This is a genomic window from Nocardioides campestrisoli (genome assembly GCF_013624435.2).
GTDB classification, from domain to species: domain Bacteria; phylum Actinomycetota; class Actinomycetes; order Propionibacteriales; family Nocardioidaceae; genus Nocardioides; species Nocardioides campestrisoli.
Genome location: NZ_CP061768.1, coordinates 2712201 through 2730121, shown reverse-complemented (window position 1 = coordinate 2730121; position 17921 = coordinate 2712201). Strand labels below are relative to the sequence as shown.

The window sequence follows — 17921 nt, the reverse complement described above, 5'->3', positions numbered from 1 at the left end:
GGTGGACCTCTCCCAGCTGCTCGCCGACCTCCCCGACAACCCTCGCGTGGTGGTCACCGGCAACCACGCCACCCCGTGGCACCTGCTCGAGCAGGTGGACGCGGCGCTCGAGAGGTACAAGCTCTGGGCACTCAACGGTCAGCCCCGGCTGCCGGACCGGCCCGGGGTGGTCCTGGAGACCTCGTTCGTGGGTCCCGGCCAGCGTCGCCGGGCCGGCCTGCGCTACATCCCCTCGCGGCTCTCCCTGGTGCCGATCCAGTTCCACGGGCTGCTGCCCCCCGACCTGGTGGTGCTGCACACCACGCCCCCGCGGGACGGGTTCGTCTCCCTCGGCGTGGAGGTCAACGTGCTGCCCGCCGCGATCGAGGCGGCGCGCGCCCGGGGCGGGAAGGTGATCGCGCAGGTCAACGACCAGATGCCCTGGACCTACGGCGACGCGATGATCCCGGTCGACCACCTGGACCTCCTCGTTCCCGCCGACGGCCCGCTCCAGACGGCGCCCGCGCTGCCGATCGACGAGGACGCCGCCCGGATCGGGGCGAGGGTCGCGGAGCGGGTCATGGACGGGTCGACCCTCCAGGCAGGCATCGGTGCGGTGCCCGACGCCACCATGCGCGGGCTGACCGGGCGCACGGGCCTGAAGATCTGGACCGAGATGTTCTCCGACAGCGTGCTCGCCCTGGAGCGCGCGGGGGCCTTGGACACCGAGGTGCCCGTCCGCTCGTCGTTCCTGTTCGGCTCGCCCGAGCTGCTCGAGTGGGTGCACGACAACCCGCGGGTGGAGATGCTGCGCACCGAGACCACCAACGACCCGGCCCGGATCGCCCGGAACCACGCCATGACCAGCGTCAACACCGCGCTCCAGGTCGACCTGTTCGGCCAGGCCAACGCGTCGCGGATCAACACCCGGATCCACTCCGGCTTCGGCGGCCAGACCGACTTCATCGTGGGCGCCCTGCACGCGCCGCGCGGGCAGGCGCTGATCGCCCTGCGCTCCTGGCACCCCAAGGCCGGCGTCTCGACCATCGTGCCGATGGTGGAGGACCCGCTCACCTCGTTCCAGATGAGTGCGGTGGTCACCGAGCAGGGCGTGGCCGAGGTCTTCGGTCACGACGAGCGGGACCAGGCGAGGAACATCATCGAGCAGGCCGCTCACCCGTCGGTGCGCGACGAGCTCTGGGAAGAGGCCGCGGAGCTCGGCCTGGCCTGATCCGTGCCTGGTCCGCGCCTGATCCACCGGGTGGACGACCCCGGGTGGCGTCTCAGGCGCCGTCCGCGACAATGGGGCGCATGACGCAGCAGCCGTTCTCCCGCCCCGGTGCCATCGACCTCTCCGCGCTCAAGCGCCCCGCACCTCCGGCCGGTGCTCCCGGGGCAGGCGCCCCGGGTGCTCCGGGAGCAGCCGGTGCCCCGGGTGCCTCGGCAGCCGGCTCGGCGTACGCCGTGCAGATCGACGAGGCGAACTTCCAGCAGGTGCTCGAGTCCTCGATGACCGCGCCGGTGCTGCTGGTGTTCTACTCGCGCACCCGGATGCCGGAGAGCGGTCAGCTGGCCGACGACCTGACCATGCTCTCCGACGAGCTGGACGGTCGGTTCCTGATCGGCCTGGTCGACGTGGACGCGGTGCCGCAGATCGCCCAGGCGATGCAGATCCCGACGATCCCGCTGGTGGTGGCGGTGATCGACGGTCGTCCGATGCCCCTCTTCCAGGACGTCGTCCCGCTCGACGAGCTGCGTGCCGCGCTGACCCAGGTGGCCCAGCAGCTCACCACCCAGGGGATCACCGGGCGCCACCAGCCCCGGCACGCCGTCGCGGACTCCGAGGACGGACCGGTGGAGGACCCGCGGTACGCCGCGGCGCAGGACGCGCTGGGGGAGGGTGACATCGACCGGGCGGTCGCGGAGTACCAGAAGCTCGTCGACGGCAACCCGGCCGACGTGGAGGCGGCCGCCGGGCTGGCGATGGCCAAGGTGCTCCAGCGCACCCAGGGCGTCGACCTCAACGCCGCTCGCCAGGCCGCGGCCCAGGCCCCGGACGACGTGGACGCCCAGACGATGGTGGCGGACCTGGACATGCTCGGGGGCCACGTGGAGGACGCCTTCGGCCGCCTGGTCGAGCTGGTGCGCCGCACCTCTGGCACCGACCGGGACCGGGCGCGCGACCACCTCCTGGGCCTCTTCGCCGCGGTGGGCAACGACGACCCGCGGGTGCTGCGCGGCCGGCAGAACCTGGCCTCGGCCCTGTTCTAGGCCGCGCCGACCCCCGCTACGGCTGGTCGAGCACGGCGGCTCGACCAGCCTCGAGCCGGGCCACGGGCACCCGGAAGGGTGAGCAGGAGACGTAGTCGAGACCCGTGCGGTGGAAGAAGTGGATCGACGCCGGGTCCCCGCCGTGCTCCCCACAGACCCCGACCTTCAGGTCGGGCTTGGTGCTGCGGCCCTTCACGGTGCCCATCTCCACCATCCCGCCCACGCCGAGGGTGTCCAGGGACTCGAACGGGGAGACGTCGAAGATCCCGTGGTCGAAGTAGCGTGCGAAGAACGCCGACTCGACGTCGTCGCGGGAGAAGCCCCACGCCATCTGGGTGAGGTCGTTGGTGCCGAACGAGAAGAAGTCCGCCGAGCGGGCGATCCGGTCGGCCAGGAAGGCGGCGCGCGGCAGCTCGATCATGGTCCCCACCTGCACGTCGACCCGGACCCCGCGGGCCGTCTGCACCTCCTCGGCGACCGCGAGGATCTGGCGCCGGACCACCTCGAGCTCGCGCACGCTGGCCACCAGCGGCACCATGATCTCGGGCAGCGGCGTGCCGCCGGCGGCCACCCGGTCGGCAGCCGCCTCGACGATCGCGCGGGCCTGCATCACGAACAGCCCCGGGATCGCGATGCCCAGCCTGACCCCGCGCAGGCCCAGCATCGGGTTCTGCTCGTGCAGCCGGCGGACGTGCTCGAGCAGCCGGCTGCGGTGCTCGTCGACCTCGCCGCGCTCGGCCGCGACCGCGACCTCGACCGCGAGGTCGGTGAAGTCGGGGAGGAACTCGTGCAGCGGCGGGTCGATCAGCCGGATCGTCACCGGCAGCCCGTCCATCGCCTCCAGGATGTCGACGAAGTCGCGCCGCTGCAGGGGCAGGAGGGCGTCCAGGGCGGCCTGCTGCGTCTCCTCGTCCTCAGCCACGATCAGGCGCTCCACCAGCTCGCGACGGTCGCCGAGGAACATGTGCTCGGTGCGGCACAGGCCGATCCCCTCGGCGCCGAACCGGCGGGCCCGGGCGGCGTCCTCGGCGGTGTCGGCGTTCGCGCGGACCTGGAGCCGCCGGCGTACGTCGGCATGCGCCATCACCTGGGAGACCGCCTGCACGACGTCCGCGCCGGCGTCCTGCTCCGGGTCGCCGACGGTCTCGTCCCCCTCGAAGTGACGCACCACCAGGGAGTCGACCACCGGCACGTCGCCGAGGAAGACCTCGCCGGTCGCTCCGTCGATCGAGATCACGTCGCCCTCCCGCAGCACCCCGCCGTCGCGCACGCGTGCCTCGCGGGCGGCGGCGTCCACGTCGAGCGACTCGGCGCCGCACACGCAGGTGCGGCCCATGCCGCGCGCGACCACGGCGGCGTGGCTGGTCTTGCCGCCGCGACTGGTCAGGATGCCCTGGGCGACCATCATCCCGGCCAGGTCGTCGGGGTTGGTCTCCTTGCGCAGCAGGATCACCTGCTCGCCGCGCTCGGTCCACTGCACGGCGGTGGGGGAGTCGAAGACGACCTTGCCCACGGCGGCGCCGGGGGAGGCGTTCATGCCCCGGGCCACCAGCCTGCGCTCGGCCGAGGAGTCGAAGCGGGGGAACATCAGGCTCGCCAACTGGTCGCCGGTGACCCGGCGCAGCTGCTCGTCGGCGTCGACGAGGCCTTCGTCGCGCATGCTGCTGCCGATCCGGAAGGCGGCCTCCGGGGTGCGCTTGCCCACCCGGGTCTGCAGCATCCACAGGGTGCCGCGCTCGACGGTGAACTCGATGTCGCACATGTCCCGGTAGTGACGCTCCAGGGTCGCCATGATCTCCATGAGCTGGTCGTAGGAGCGGGGGTCGAGCCGGGCGAAGTCCGCCAGGGCCACGGTGTTGCGGATGCCGGCCACCACGTCCTCGCCCTGGGCGTTGGCCAGGTAGTCGCCGTACACACCGTGGCTGCCGGTCGCCGGGTCACGGGTGAAGGCGACCCCTGAGCCGGAGTCCATGCCGAAGTTGCCGAACACCATCGTCTGCACGTTGACCGCGGTGCCGAGGTCCTCGGGGATGCGCTCCTGGCGACGGTAGAGCCTGGCCCGCGGGGTGTTCCAGGAGTCGAAGACCGCCCGGACGGCCAGCTCGAGCTGCTCGCCGGGCTCCTGCGGGAACTCCCGCCCGCCGTGCTCGGCGATGACCTGCTTGAACTGCTCGACCAGGCGCTCGAGGTCGTCGGCGTCCAGGTCGAGGTCGGAGTCGGTCCCCTTGTCGGCCTTGGCGCGGTCCAGGAGCTCGGAGAAGCGCTCGGCGTCGACGCCGAGCACCGTGGCGCCGAACATCTGCAGCAGCCGGCGGTAGGAGTCCTGGGCGAAGCGGGGGTTCCCGCTCTGCTCGGCCAGGCCGCGGACCGACCGGTCGTTGAGACCGATGTTGAGAACCGTCTCCATCATGCCGGGCATGGAGAACTTCGCGCCGGAGCGGACGCTGACCAGCAACGGGTCGTGGGCGTCGCCGAGGGTGCGGCCCATCCGCCGCTCGAGGCCACGCAGGTGCTCGGTGATCTCCTCGCCGAGCCCCTCCGGCTCCCCGCCCGCCTGGAGGTAGGCGCGGCACGCCTCCGTGGAGATGGTGAACCCCGGCGGCACCGGAAGCCCCAGGTTGGTCATCTCCGCCAGGTTGGCGCCCTTGCCGCCCAGCAGGTCCTTCTGGCTCTTGTCGCCCTGGCTGAAGTTCGTCACCCATCGCATGGACCCATGAAACACCCCGTGGGGCTCCGTAGGCAGCGGACGCTCAGGAAGGGACGAGGGTCACCGACCGGACTCGGTGTACGTCGTCCCGTCGACCAGCGCGGCGAGCGCGGCCTCGACCCGTCGGGCGGTGAAGTCGGCGGCGTGCGCGCGCACGTCGGCGGGGTCGCAGAACTGGACCCCGGCGATCTCCCGCTCCTCGCGCACCACCGCGTCCAGGGCGGAGGTCGACACGACGCCGCCGTCGAAGACCAGGCACAGCGCGTCGTCCCAGCCGCTCCACGACGGCAGCCAGTCGGTGAGCAGGAGCCGGCCGGGGGTGACCTCGAGCCCGAGCTCCTCCAGCACCTCGCGACCCGCGGCCAGCTGCGGGGACTCACCGACCTCCACGACCCCGCCGGGGAGGTCCCAGTCCTTCTTGTAGGTCAGCCGGCACATCAGCACCCGGCCGTCCGGGTCGCGCACCAGGAGCTGGCTGATCGCCCGCTTGCGGGGGAGGAAGGAGTTGAGCAGGGCCCGGAACCCGGCCGGCTCGCCGAGCGGGGCGTCGCTGGCCAGCCGGGCGTAGACGATCCGGTCCCGGTGCTCGCCGTCGGCCAGCACGCCGCCGCGCATCACGCCCTCGCGGTGCATCCCGGACCAGGTGGCCAGCCGGTGGCTCACGGTGTCCTCGGGGTCGAGCCACGCCTCGACGCGACCGTGGTCGGCCAGTGCGCGCTCGACCGCACCGCTGATGCTGGCCACGGCCGCGCGGAAGTCGCCCTCCTCCGGCATGGCCGGCCAGGAGACTCGCGCCACCCCGTCGCTCACGGTTCGCACGGTCGGCTCGGGGATCACGGCGTCACCCTAACCTCGCCCCCCCAGCCGACCGGCGCTCACTGCGGAGTACGGCGCAGCCAGACCGTGCCCAGCGGTGGCAGCCGCAGCACCACGCTGGCGGGCTGGTCGTGCCACGGGTCCTCGGTGGCCTCGACCGTGCCGAGGTTGCCGACGCCGGAGCCGCCGTACGGGTCGGCGTCGGTGTTGAGGACCTCCGACCAGGTGCCGGCGGTGGGCAGCCCGAGGCGGTAGTCCTCGTGCGGGACGGCGGCGAAGTTGGCCACGCAGACCAGGTCGTCCGCGCCGGGGGTTCGGCGCAGGAACGCGAAGACGTTGCGCCCGGCGTCGTGCGACTCCAGCCAGCTGAACCCGTGCGGGTCGTTGTCCTGCCCGTAGAGCGCGGGGGTGTCGCGGTAGACCTGGTTGAGGTCGCGGACCAGGTCCCGGACGCCGCGGTGCTCCGGGTGGTCGAGCAGCCACCAGTCGAGCTCGCGGGACTCGGCCCACTCCGCCTCCTGGCCGAACTCGGTGCCCATGAAGAGCAGCTGCTTGCCCGGGTGCGCCCACATGTAGGCCAGGTAGGCCCGCAGGTTGGCCAGCTGGCGCCAGCGGTCGCCGGGCATCTTGCGCAGCAGCGAGCCCTTGCCGTGCACGACCTCGTCGTGGCTGATCGGCAGCACGTAGTTCTCCGACCAGGCGTAGACCAGCGGGAAGGTGAGCTCGCCGTGGTGGTGTGCGCGGTAGATCGGGTCCCGCTGCATGTAGGAGAGGGTGTCGTGCATCCAGCCCATGTTCCACTTGAAGCCGAAGCCGAGGCCGTCGTCCGAGGTGGGGCGGGTGACCCCCGGCCACGAGGTGGACTCCTCGGCGATGGTGAAGGCCCCGGGGACGCGCTTGTAGACGGTCGCGTTCATCTCCTGGAGGAAGCCGACCGCCTCCAGGTTCTCCCGGCCCCCGTGCACGTTGGGGGACCACTGGCCGGGCTGGCGGGAGTAGTCGAGGTAGAGCATGGAGGCCACGGCGTCCACCCGCAGCGCGTCCACGTGGTACTCCTCGAGCCAGAACAGGGCGTTGGCCACCAGGAAGTTGCGCACCTCGCGCCGGCCGAAGTTGAACACGTAGGTGCCCCAGTCGGGGTGCTCGCCCCGGCTCGGGTTCGGGTCCTCGTAGAGCGGGGTCCCGTCGAAGCGCGCCAGCGCGAACTCGTCCTTGGGGAAGTGCGCGGGCACCCAGTCGACGATCACGCCGATCCCGGCCTGGTGCAGCCGGTCGACCAGCAGGCGGAAGCCGTCCGGGTCGCCCATCCGCGCGGTGGGGGCGAAGTACGAGGTCACCTGGTAGCCCCAGGAGCCGCCGAACGGGTGCTCCATCACCGGCATCAGCTCCACGTGCGTGAAGCCGAGGTCCTGCACGTAGGGGACCAGGCTGTCGGCGATCTCCTCCCAGGTGTAGATGCGCCCGTCGGGGTGGCGTCGCCAGGAGGCCAGGTGCAGCTCGTAGACCGACATCGGCCCCTCGACCGGCTGCCGCAGCCCGCGGGTCTCCATCCACTCCTGGTCGCCCCACTCGTGCCGCGAGGTGTGCACCACCGACGCGGTCTCCGGCGGGACCTGGGTGCGGAAGGCCATCGGGTCGGCCTTGTCGCGCCACACGCCGTCGGCGCCACGGATCCGGAACTTGTACAGCGCCCCGTCGCCGACGCCGTCCACGCGGGTGTACCAGATCCCCGAGGAGCCGATCGGGGCCAGCGGCGCGGAGCCGCCGTCCCAGCCGTTGAAGTCGCCGACGACCTGGACCTCCTGAGCGTTCGGCGCCCAGACCGAGAACGTCGTCCCCGTCTGGTCGGCCTGGGCCCCGAGGACCTGCCACAGCTCCTCGTGGCGGCCCTCGTTGATCAGGTGGATGTCGAGCTCTCCAGGTCCACTCATGCAGTCGCTCCGCTCGGGTCGGTCGGGTCGGTGTGGTCAGTGGGGTCGGTGGGGGTGGAGTCGCCGGTCCGGGCGACCCGCTCGGCGAGCTGGTCCAGGCCCGAGAGCGGGATGTCGACCCACCCGGGACGGTTGCGTGCCTCGTACCCGGTCTCGTAGACCGCCTTGTCCGCGACGTACGCCGCCAGCAGCACCCGGTCCTCGGGGGAGAGGCCCTGGTCGGCGTAGGCGTCGAGGAAGGCCGTCTGGTTGCGGGCCGACCACTCCTTGGCCCGGTAGGCACGCTGCTCGCGTCCCTCGTCACCGGGGTGGTTCATCGCCGCCACGCGCGGGGCGTAGTCGAAGGAGCGCAGCATGCCCGCGACGTCGCGCCAGACCGAGTCCGGGCGCAGCCGCTCGGCCAGCGGGCGGGCGGGCTCGCCCTCGAAGTCGACGATCTTCCAGCCGCGCACGGTGCGCAGGGTCTGGCCCAGGTGCAGGTCGCCGTGGATCTGCTGCACCCGAAGGCCCGGCAGCTGGGCCAGGCGGTCGTAGGTCTCACGGACGAAGGCCTCGTGCCGCGCCAGCTCCGGATAGACCGCCAGCGACTCGTCGAGCCGACGGCGGAGCTGGTAGGCGAGCACCGCCAGCTGCGCCGCGTCGTGCTCCTGGACCGGGAAGTACTCGGCCAGCACCTCGTGGGTCTCGCGCAGGGCGGTGCCCAGGCGGGCGGCCTCCCCGGCGAAGTCGCCGCCCACCTCGTTGGGGTGCAGGTCGCCCTCGGCGAACAGGTCCCGCACGCTGACCTGGGCCAGCTCCCAGCCGTCACTGGCGGTGCGCAGGTACTGCTGGAGCATCGCCAGCTGGATGATCGAGTCCGCCTCGGTGTCGAGCACGTCCAGCCAGCCGTAGAGCGCGGCCACGTGGTCCGAGCCGGCCTGGGTGAGCACCTCGTGGACGGCGATGTCGGGGTTCACCCCCGGGGTGACCTTGCGGAACACCTTCATCACGGTGTCCTCGCCGAAGCGCACCGAGGAGTTGGACTGCTCGCCGGTGAAGAGCGTCGAGTGCGCCTCGAGGTCCAGCTCGTGGTCGCCCACGCTGTGGAACAGCAGCGGGCCGGGGGACGCCTGGCCCTGCGCGGTGCCGGCGAAGGCCTCCAGCCACCGCGCCATCGCCTTGCGGTCGTGCAGCGCGTCGTAGGCGTGCCGCAGGCGGCCGGAGTCGTCGGGGTGCGCCCAGGTGCCGACGTGGGCGTGCCCGATCCGCTCCTCGGGGTGGTCGTAGTAGGCCAGCGGAACCTGGTAGAGCTCCGGCTGCCCGCCGTCGGCGTAGGCCACCTCGACCAGCAGGATCTCGACCTCGGGCTCCTGGCCGGGCAGGACCCCGGCGAGCCGGGTGCGGGAGACGGAGAAGTCGCGGCCCTTCCCGGCGAACCACCGGGCTCCTGCCATCATCTCGGCCAGGTCGTCGTACTGGGTCATGAGGTGCTCTCCTCGCTCGGCGCGTTCAGGACGAACCAGTAGAAGCCGTAGCCGCCCATGGTCAACAGATAGGGCATCTCGCCCACGGCTGGGAAGGGCACGCCGCCGAGCAGCTCGACCGGGGTCATCCCCTCCCAGCGGCGCAGGTCCAGCTCGACCGGCTGGGGGAAGCGGGAGAGGTTGTTGACGCAGAGCAGCACCTCGCGGTTGCCCTGCTCGTCGACGTGCTCGCGGGCGTAGGAGAGGACCGCGGGGTTGGAGCCGCCCAGGTCGGTGAAGTCGCCGAGGCCGAACGCCGGGTGCTGGCGACGGGCGTGGATCATCCGCCGCGTCCAGTGCAGCAGGGACGAGGAGTTGGCGAGCTGCGACTCGACGTTGACCGACTGGTAGCCGTAGACCGGGTCCTGGACCGTGGGCAGGTGCAGCTTGCCGGGGTTGGCCGCGGAGAAGCCGGCGTTGCGGTCCGGGGTCCACTGCATCGGGGTGCGGACCCCGTCCCGGTCGCCGAGCCAGATGTTGTCGCCCATGCCGATCTCGTCGCCGTAGTAGAGCACCGGCGAGCCGGGCAGCGACAGGAGCAGGGCGGTGAAGAGCTCGATCTGGTTGATGTCGTTGTCCAGCAGCGGGGCGAGCCGTCGGCGGATCCCGATGTTCGCCTTCATCCGGGGGTCCTTGGCGTACTCGTCCCACATGTAGTCGCGGTCCTCGTCGGTGACCATCTCCAGGGTCAGCTCGTCGTGGTTGCGCAGGAAGATGCCCCACTGGCAGTTGTCCGGGATCTCGGGGGTCTGCTCGAGGATCTCCGAGATCGGGAAGCGGGACTCCCGGCGCACCGCCATGAAGATGCGCGGCATCACCGGGAAGTGGAACGCCATGTGGCACTCGTCGCCGCCGACGGCCGGGTCGCCGAAGTACTCGACCACGTCGCTGGGCCACTGGTTGGCCTCGCACAACAGCACCCGGCCGGGGTAGTTCTCGTCGACGAAGCGGCGGCACTTGCGCAGGAACTCGTGGGTCTCGGGGAGGTTCTCGCCGTTGGTGCCGGGCCGCTCGTAGAGGTAGGGCACCGCGTCGAGCCGGAACCCGTCCAGGCCCATGTCGAGCCAGAACCCCATGGCGTCGAGCATCGCCTCCTGCACCTTCGGGTTGTCGAAGTTGAGGTCGGGCTGGTGGGAGAAGAACCGGTGCCAGTAGTACTGGCCGCGGACCGGGTCGAAGGACCAGTTGGAGGGCTCGGTGTCGACGAAGATGATCCGCGCGTCGGCGTACAGCTCGTCGGTGTCGGACCACACGTAGAAGTCGCCGTACGGGCCGTCGGGGTCGGTGCGGCTGGCCTGGAACCACGGGTGCTGGTCGCTGGTGTGGTTCATGACGAAGTCGATGATCACGCGGATGTCGCGCTTGTGGCACTCGTCGAGGAACTGGTGGAAGTCCTCCACCGTGCCGCACTCGGGGAGGATGTTGTTGTAGTCGGCGACGTCGTAGCCGCCGTCGCGCAACGGCGAGGTGAAGAACGGCGGCACCCACAGGCAGTCCACGCCGAGCCACTGCAGGTAGTCGAGCTTCTCGATCAACCCGCGGAAGTCGCCGGTCCCGTCGCCGTCGGAGTCGCGGAACGAGCGGACCAGGACCTCGTAGAAGACCGCGCGCTTGAACCAGTCGGGCTGCTCGGCGGTGTTGCTGGTGTCCTCGAAGTCGTTGGTCGCCCCTCGCTCCTCGATCGTGTCGGTCGAGATGTCGGTCACCGGGGGCTCCTCAGGTGGAAGATGTGGGCGGGTTCGTGTCCGGGGTCGAGCCGGACGTAGTTGTGCTGGTTCCAGCTCCACTCCTGCCCGGTGAGCTCGTCGTGGGCGATGAAGGAGTCGTGCCAGCCGAACCCGAGGGCCGGCATGTCCAGGTGGACCATTGTCTCCCGGGTCGCGTGCGGGTCGAGGTTGACCACCACCAGGACGGTGTCCTCGCCGTGCTCGTCGGCGCGCCGCTTGCTGTAGACCAGGATCTGGTCGTCGTCGGAGGCGTGCACGCTGAGGTTGCGCAGCAGCTGGAGGGCCGGGTGCCGGCGGCGCAGCTCGTTGAGCCGGGTCAGGTACGGCGCCAGGGTGCGGCCCTCCTCGGCCGCGCCCTCCCAGTCCCGGATCCGCACCTGGTACTTCTCCGAGTCCAGGTACTCCTCGCTTCCCGGCCGGACCGCCACGTGCTCGAACAGCTCGTAGCCGGCGTAGACGCCCCAGGACGGGGAGCCGGTGGCCGCGAGCACGGCGCGGACCTTGAACGCCGGCGGGCCGCCGTACTGCAGGTAGGCGTGCAGGATGTCGGGGGTGTTGACGAAGAAGTTCGGCCGCATCAGGTGGTCGGACTCGTGCGAGACCTCGCGCAGGTAGTCCTCGAGCTCGCGCTTGCCGGTGCGCCAGGTGAAGTACGTGTAGGACTGGTGGAACCCGATCGCGCCCAGGCCGTGCATCATTGCCGGCAGCGTGAACGCCTCGGAGAGGAAGATGACGTCCGGGTCGGTGCGGCGGACCTCCTTGATCAGCCACTCCCAGAACGCCAGCGGCTTGGTGTGCGGGTTGTCGACCCGGAAGATCCGCACGCCGTGCGCCATCCAGTGCCGCACCACCCGCAGGACCTCGCGGCAGATGCCGTTCGGGTCGTTGTCGAAGTTGATCGGGTAGATGTCCTGGTACTTCTTGGGCGGGTTCTCCGCGTAGGCGATGGTGCCGTCGGCCCGGGTGGTGAACCACTCCGGGTGACTGGTCACCCACGGGTGGTCGGGGGCGGCCTGCAGGGCGAGGTCGAGCGCGACCTCCAGGCCGAGCTCGCGGGCGCGGGCGACGAAGGCGTCGAAGTCCTCCAGGGTGCCCAGGTCGGGGTGGACGGCGTCGTGGCCGCCGTGCCGGCTGCCGATCGCCCACGGGGATCCCGGGTCGTCGGGGCCGGGGGTGAGGGTGTTGTTCGGTCCCTTGCGGTTGACCTCGCCGATCGGGTGGATCGGCGGCAGGTAGACGATGTCGAAGCCCATCTCGGCGACCGCGTCCAGCCGCTTGCTCGCGGTGGCGAAGGTGCCGCTGGTCACCTTCCCCGTCCTCGGGTCCCGGGTGGCGCCCTCGGAGCGCGGGAAGAACTCGTACCAGCTGCCGTAGAGCGCAAGGGTCCGGTCGACCCACAACGGGTAGGGGCCCTCGACGGTGGCCAGGTCGCGCAGCGGGTGCTCGCGCAGCACGCGCGTCAGCTCGGGGGAGCGCAGCAGGGCGAGGCGGGCCTCAGCCGGGCGGGCCTCGTCCTCCGCGCTCCGCGCCGCCGAAGCGACCAGCGACCGGTCGGCGCCGGTCAGGTCGCCCGCCTCCAGGACCCGCTCCAGGAGGAGCCGCATCTCGGTGAACATCAGCTCGACGTCCACGCCGGCGGGGATCTTCAGCGACGCGTCGTGCTCCCAGGTGGCGAGCGGGTCGGACCACGCGTGGATCTCGAAGCCCCACGCGCCGACCTCGTCGGGCACGACCTCGGCGCCGTAGCGGGTCCGCCCCTCGGGGAGCGGGCTCATCCGCACCGGGCGGCGCCGGGTGCCGTCGGGGGCGACCAGCACCACCTCGGCGCCGAGCTGGTCGTGACCCTCGCGGAACACGGTGGCGCGGACGGGCAGGGGCTCGCCCACGGTCGCCTTGGCCGGCTGACGACCGAGGTCGACCACCGGATGGACTGCCATGACGGGAATTCGACCAACCATGTTCCCCACACTCGTCGAGACCAGGAGCCCACGCAAACCGCGTGGGGCACGGATATCGGAACGGTCGTCCTGCTCCGAGAACAGGCTGGTACCCAGATCCCCGGGTCCGGTATGCGTTGGATCGATCAAAGAAATGGCCTACGGTCGGAACATGCGTGCGATTCGTCGAATCACCGTCCGTCCCGTCCTGCCCGAGCCGCTCGCCGACCTGAGCGTGCTCGCGCACAACCTGCGCTGGTCCTGGCACCCGCCGACCCAGGACGTCTTCGCCGCCGTCGACCCGGTCCTGTGGGACCGCGTCGGCCACGACCCGGTGCGGCTGCTGGGGGAGGTGGGCCGGGACAGGCTGGACCAGCTCGCCGCCGACCCGGAGTTCACCGACCGGCTGGCGCAGGCGCGCAGCTCCTTGGACGACTACCTGCGCGGGGACCGCTGGTACGGCCGGCACGCGGGGCCGGACGCGCCCCGCTCGATCGCCTACTTCTCCCCGGAGTACGGCATCACCGCGGTGCTGCCCCAGTACTCCGGCGGCCTGGGCATCCTCGCGGGGGACCACCTCAAGGCGGCCTCCGACCTCGGCATCCCGTTGACCGGCGTGGGACTGCTCTACCGGCACGGCTACTTCAAGCAGTCGCTCAACCGCGACGGCTGGCAGCAGGAGACCTACCCGGTCCTGGACCCCGACGAGCTGCCGCTGGTCCCGCTGCGCGAGGCCGACGGGACGCGCACCACCGTGCGGATCGACCTGCCCGACGGCCCGCTGCTCGCGCGGGTGCACGTGGCCCAGGTCGGCCGGGTCCCGCTCCTGCTGCTCGACTCCGACATCGAGGAGAACCCCGAGCACTACCGGGACGTGACCGACCGGCTCTACGGCGGCAACTCCGAGCACCGGCTGCGCCAGGAGCTGCTCCTGGGCGTCGGGGGAGTGCGGGCGCTGCGCGCCTGGTCGCGGATCACCGGGGCGCCGGAGCCGGAGGTGTTCCACACCAACGAGGGACACGCGGGCTTCCTGGGCATCGAGCGGATCCGCGAGCTCACCTCGGCCGAGGCGGGGCCCGGCCTGGACTTCGACGAGGCGCTCGAGGTGTGCCGGGCCGGGACCGTCTTCACCACCCACACCCCGGTGCCGGCCGGCATCGACCGGTTCCCGCGGACCCTGGTCGAGCAGTACTTCGGCGGCGGCTCCAGCCCGGCCCCCGGGGTCCCGGTCGAGCGGGTGCTCGCCCTGGGCGCCGAGGACTACGCCGGGGGCGACCCGGGGGTGTTCAACATGGCGGTGATGGGATTCCGGCTGGCTCAGCGCGCCAACGGCGTCTCCCGGCTGCACGGGCATGTCTCCCGGGGGATGTTCAACGGCCTGTGGCCGGCCTTCGACGAGGCCGAGGTGCCGATCACCTCGATCACCAACGGCGTCCACGGACCGACCTGGGTGGCGCGGGAGATCTTCGAGCTCGCCGCCGAGCTCGGCGCCGACGTGGACGACGACGACACCGACAGCCTGTGGCCGCTGGTGGACCAGGTCCCCGACCGCCGGCTGTGGGACCTCAAGCGCACCCTGCGCGCCCGCCTGGTCGCCGACGCGCGCACCCGGCTGGCCCGGTCCTCGGCGAAGCGGGGGATGGCCCCCGCCGAGACCGGCTGGGTGGAGGACGTGCTCGACCCCGACGTGCTCACGATCGGCTTCGCCCGACGGGTGCCCTCCTACAAGCGCCTGACGCTGATGCTGCGCGACCCGGAGCGGCTCAAGCGGCTCCTGCTCGACCCGGAGCGCCCGATCCAGCTGGTGATCGCCGGCAAGTCGCACCCGGCCGACGACGGCGGCAAGCGGCTGATCCAGGAGATGGTCCGGTTCGCCGACGACCCTGAGGTGCGCCACCGGGTGGTCTTCCTGCCGAACTACGACATCGCCATGGCGCTCCCGCTCTACCCGGGCTGCGACGTGTGGCTGAACAACCCGCTGCGTCCGTACGAGGCGTGCGGCACCTCGGGCATGAAGGCGGCGCTGAACGGCGGACTCAACCTCTCCATCCTCGACGGCTGGTGGGACGAGTGGTACGACGGCAGCAACGGCTGGGCGATCCCGTCGGCCGACGGGATCGACGACCCCGACCGCCGCGACGACCTCGAGGCGGCGGCCCTCTACGACCTGATTGAGCACGAGGTGGCACCGCGGTTCTACGACGTGGACGACGACGGCGTGCCCACCCGCTGGCTGGAGATGGTGCGGCACACGATCACCTCGCTGGGCCCGAAGGTGCTGGCCACCCGGCAGGTGCGCGACTACGTGCGCGAGCTCTACGCGCCCGCGGCCCGGCAGGCGAGGCTGCTGGACGGGGCGTACGAGGGCGCCCGGGACCTGGCCTCGTGGAAGCAGCGGGTGCGTGAGCAGTGGCCCTCGGTGCACGTGGAGCACGTGGAGTCCGTCGACCCGGGGGACTCCGCGGAGGTGGGCAGCGAGCTGAGCCTGCACGCCTACGTCGCGCTCGGCGGGCTCGCTCCGGACGACGTCGAGGTCCAGGTCGTGCACGGCCGGACCGGCCACGAGGACGAGCTCACCGACTTCTCGGTCGTCCCGATGAGCCTGGTGGAGTCCTACGAGAACGGCCGGCACCGGTTCGACGCGGCCCTGGCGCTGGACCACGCGGGTCCGTTCGGCTACACCGTCCGGGTGGTGCCGAAGCACCGGGCACTGGCGTCGGTGGCCGAGCTCGGCCTGGTCGCCCTGCCCGGCTGAGGCCCGTTCGCCCGCCCGGCGCCGGTGCTGCTCAGACCTCGCGCACCACCAGCGCCGAGCGGGCCTCGAGCTCGACGACGTCGCCGGCCAGCACGACGCTGCCCGCCGGATGGGCGGCGTCGGTGGAGAGCACGACCTCCCCCTTCTGCACCCACTCGTTCTGGGGGAGCGTGACCCGTACCGGGTCGGCGGAGCTGTTGAGCCACATCATGAACGACCGGTCGTGCAACTGCTCCCCACGCGGCCCGGGGGAGCGCAGGGGGTCGCCGGAGACGAACATCCCGACCACCTTGAGCGAGCGGTCGTGCCAGTCCTCGGTGGTCATCTCGCGACCGTCGGGGTGCAGCCACGCCAGGTCCCTCGGCCCGCCCTTGATGGTGGGACGTCCCTCGAACCAGTGCCGCTGCCGGAGCGCGGGGTGCTCACGGCGCAGCCGCAGCGCGGCCTTGGTGTGCTCGTAGACGTCGAGCCACGCGTCGTCGGGGTTCCAGTCGACCCAGGAGACCGGGTCGTCGTGCACGTAGGCGTTGTTGTTGCCCCGCTGCGTGCGGCCACGCTCGTCGCCCATGGTCAGCATCGGGACGCCAGCGCTGAAGCAGAGCGTGGTCAGCAGGTTCTTCGCCTGGCGCCGGCGCAGGGCGCGGACCTCGGGGTCGTCGGTCTCGCCCTCGACCCCGCAGTTCCACGAGCGGTTGTTGTCGGTGCCGTCGCGGTTGTCCTCGCCGTTGGACTCGTTGTGCTTGCGGTCGTAGCTGACCAGGTCGCGCAGGGTGAAGCCGTCGTGGGCGGTGACGAAGTTGACCGAGGCGTACGGCGAGCGCCCGTCGTCGGCGTACAGGTCGCTGGACCCGGCGAGGCGGGTGGCGATCGTGCGGATGCCGTCGCTGTGCCCGCGCCAGAAGTCGCGCACGGTGTCGCGGTACTGGTCGTTCCACTCCACCCAGGGCGGGGGGAACCGGCCGACCATGTAGCCGTCCATGGAGGCGTCCCAGGGCTCGGCGATCAGCTTGACGTGCCGCAGCAGCGGGTCCTGGCCGATGGCGGTGAGCAGGTGGCTGCCCATGTCGACCGCCTGCTGGGTGCGGGTCAGCGCGGAGGTCAGGTCGAAGCGGAACCCGTCGACGTGCATCTCGGTGACCCAGTAGCGCAGCGAGTCCAGGACCAGCCGCAGCGACTGGGTGTGGGTGGTGTCGACGGTGTTGCCGCAGCCGGTGACGTCCCAGTAGGTGTCGGGCACCGCCGGGTCGCCGTGGCCGTCCAGCACCCGCTGGTAGTAGCCGAGGTCGTCGAGCCCGCGGAAGCTGAGCGTCGGCCCCTGCGGCCCGCCCTCCGCGGTGTGGTTGTAGACGACGTCGAGGATGACCTCCAGCCCGGCGCGGTGCAGGGCCTTGACCATCTCCTTGAACTCCGTGACCTGCTGGCCGCGGTCCCCGCTGGCGGAGTACGCGTTGTGCGGGGAGAAGTAGTTGAGGGTGTTGTAGCCCCAGTAGTTGACCTGCCCGCGGGCCGCGACCCCGGGCTCGGTGGCGAACTGGTGGATGGGCAGCAGCTCGACCGCGGTCACGCCGAGGTCGCGCAGGTAGTCGGTGACCGCCGGCGTGGCCAGGCCGGCGTACGTGCCGCGCAGCTCCTCGGGCACCCGGTCGTGCAGAGCGGTCATGCCCTTGACGTGCATCTCGTAGATCACCGTGTCGCGCCAGCGCCGGCGCATCGGGACGTCGCCCTCCCAGTCGAAGTCGCGGGCGACCACCACGCTGCGCGGCACGTACGGGGCGGAGTCCGCCCGGTTCGGGAGGGAGGGGTCGTGGAGCTCGTGTCCGTAGACGGCCGGGTGGTCCTGCACCGTGCCGGAGACCGCCAGGGCATAGGGGTCGACGAGCAGCTTGTGCTGGTTGAAGCGCAGGCCGCGCTCGGGGTCCCAGGGGCCCTCGACCCGGTAGCCGTAGCGGGCGCCGACCGGCACCCCGGGGATCTCGGCGTGCCAGATGCCCAGGGACTGCTCCAGCAGCTCGACCCGCCGCTCCGTGCCGTCGTCGTCGAACAGGCACAGCCAGACCCGGTCCGCCCGGGGGCAGTAGACGGCGAAGTTCGTCGCCTCGGGGGTCCAGGTCGGACCCAGGGGCCAGTTGCGTCCCGGCCAGACGCTCGCCTGCTCGTCCTGGTGGTTCCACATGCGCGGTGTCATCTCCTCCATTGTGTCCGATGGGGTGGTCTCGCGGAGCGGGAGCGCGGGATGACACGATCCCGGGACCGATCACCAAGGCAGCCACTACGGCAGATCACAACGACTGAGCGG

At 71.6% G+C, this 17921-nt stretch carries 10 protein-coding genes; 3 read left to right on the top strand and 7 right to left on the bottom strand.

What is annotated here, in order from left to right:
- The first annotated feature begins 1 nt into the window (after position 1).
- Positions 2-1210, top strand: coding sequence for an acetyl-CoA hydrolase/transferase family protein (locus H8838_RS12795; RefSeq protein ID WP_181312816.1), 1209 nt, complete (start codon positions 2-4; stop codon positions 1208-1210).
- Between the two features lie 80 nt (positions 1211-1290).
- The gene (locus tag H8838_RS12790; RefSeq protein WP_185995826.1) at positions 1291-2250 is read left to right on the top strand and encodes a tetratricopeptide repeat protein; all 960 of its coding nucleotides are present in this window, start codon (positions 1291-1293) and stop codon (positions 2248-2250) included.
- Positions 2251-2266: 16 nt separating this feature from the next.
- Here the strand turns inward: H8838_RS12790 and ppdK are convergent, their stop codons facing one another.
- The 6 genes from ppdK to H8838_RS12760 are packed head-to-tail and all read right to left on the bottom strand — an operon-like array spanning position 2267 to position 12891.
- Complete coding sequence (gene ppdK / locus H8838_RS12785; protein WP_185995827.1) at positions 2267-4957, bottom strand: pyruvate, phosphate dikinase; 2691 nt, start codon at positions 4955-4957, stop codon at positions 2267-2269.
- Positions 4958-5017: 60 nt separating this feature from the next.
- Positions 5018-5794, bottom strand: coding sequence for an NUDIX hydrolase (locus tag H8838_RS12780; RefSeq protein WP_224766117.1), 777 nt, complete (start codon positions 5792-5794; stop codon positions 5018-5020).
- Positions 5795-5832: 38 nt separating this feature from the next.
- Positions 5833-7704, bottom strand: a complete 1872-nt coding sequence (glgB, locus tag H8838_RS12775; protein ID WP_185995828.1) for a 1,4-alpha-glucan branching protein GlgB — start codon at positions 7702-7704, stop codon at positions 5833-5835.
- The gene (locus H8838_RS12770; protein ID WP_185995829.1) at positions 7701-9167 is read right to left on the bottom strand and encodes a maltokinase N-terminal cap-like domain-containing protein; all 1467 of its coding nucleotides are present in this window, start codon (positions 9165-9167) and stop codon (positions 7701-7703) included. The genes glgB and H8838_RS12770 overlap by 4 nt, the downstream gene beginning before the upstream one ends.
- Complete coding sequence (gene treS / locus H8838_RS12765; RefSeq protein WP_224766530.1) at positions 9164-10888, bottom strand: maltose alpha-D-glucosyltransferase; 1725 nt, start codon at positions 10886-10888, stop codon at positions 9164-9166. Before treS ends, H8838_RS12770 begins: the two co-directional genes overlap by 4 nt.
- Before the next feature lie 20 nt (positions 10889-10908).
- Positions 10909-12891 carry an alpha-1,4-glucan--maltose-1-phosphate maltosyltransferase gene (locus tag H8838_RS12760; protein WP_185995830.1) on the bottom strand — a complete coding sequence of 661 codons (1983 nt, stop codon included), beginning with the start codon at positions 12889-12891 and terminating at the stop codon, positions 10909-10911.
- 151 nt (positions 12892-13042) lie between these two features.
- Here H8838_RS12760 and glgP point away from each other — a divergent pair, with 151 nt between their 5' ends.
- Complete coding sequence (glgP, locus tag H8838_RS12755; RefSeq protein ID WP_181312809.1) at positions 13043-15625, top strand: alpha-glucan family phosphorylase; 2583 nt, start codon at positions 13043-13045, stop codon at positions 15623-15625.
- 31 nt (positions 15626-15656) lie between these two features.
- On the opposite strand, the gene glgX is transcribed toward glgP, so the two are convergent.
- On the bottom strand, positions 15657-17810 hold the full coding sequence (gene glgX, locus H8838_RS12750; protein ID WP_185995831.1) for a glycogen debranching protein GlgX: 2154 nt from the start codon (positions 17808-17810) through the stop codon (positions 15657-15659).
- Between the last annotated feature and the right edge of the window lie 111 nt (positions 17811-17921).

Bases quoted from the DNA above. Each gene is read 5' to 3' on its own strand.
- H8838_RS12790 (WP_185995826.1), top strand. From the start codon at position 1,291: ATGACGCAGCAGCCGTTCTCCCGCCCCGGTGCCATCGACCTCTCCGCG.
- ppdK (WP_185995827.1), bottom strand. From the start codon at position 4,957: ATGCGATGGGTGACGAACTTCAGCCAGGGCGACAAGAGCCAGAAGGAC.
- glgB (WP_185995828.1), bottom strand. From the start codon at position 7,704: ATGAGTGGACCTGGAGAGCTCGACATCCACCTGATCAACGAGGGCCGC.
- H8838_RS12770 (WP_185995829.1), bottom strand. From the start codon at position 9,167: ATGACCCAGTACGACGACCTGGCCGAGATGATGGCAGGAGCCCGGTGG.
- H8838_RS12760 (WP_185995830.1), bottom strand. From the start codon at position 12,891: ATGGTTGGTCGAATTCCCGTCATGGCAGTCCATCCGGTGGTCGACCTC.
- glgP (WP_181312809.1), top strand. From the start codon at position 13,043: ATGCGTGCGATTCGTCGAATCACCGTCCGTCCCGTCCTGCCCGAGCCG.
- glgX (WP_185995831.1), bottom strand. From the start codon at position 17,810: ATGACACCGCGCATGTGGAACCACCAGGACGAGCAGGCGAGCGTCTGG.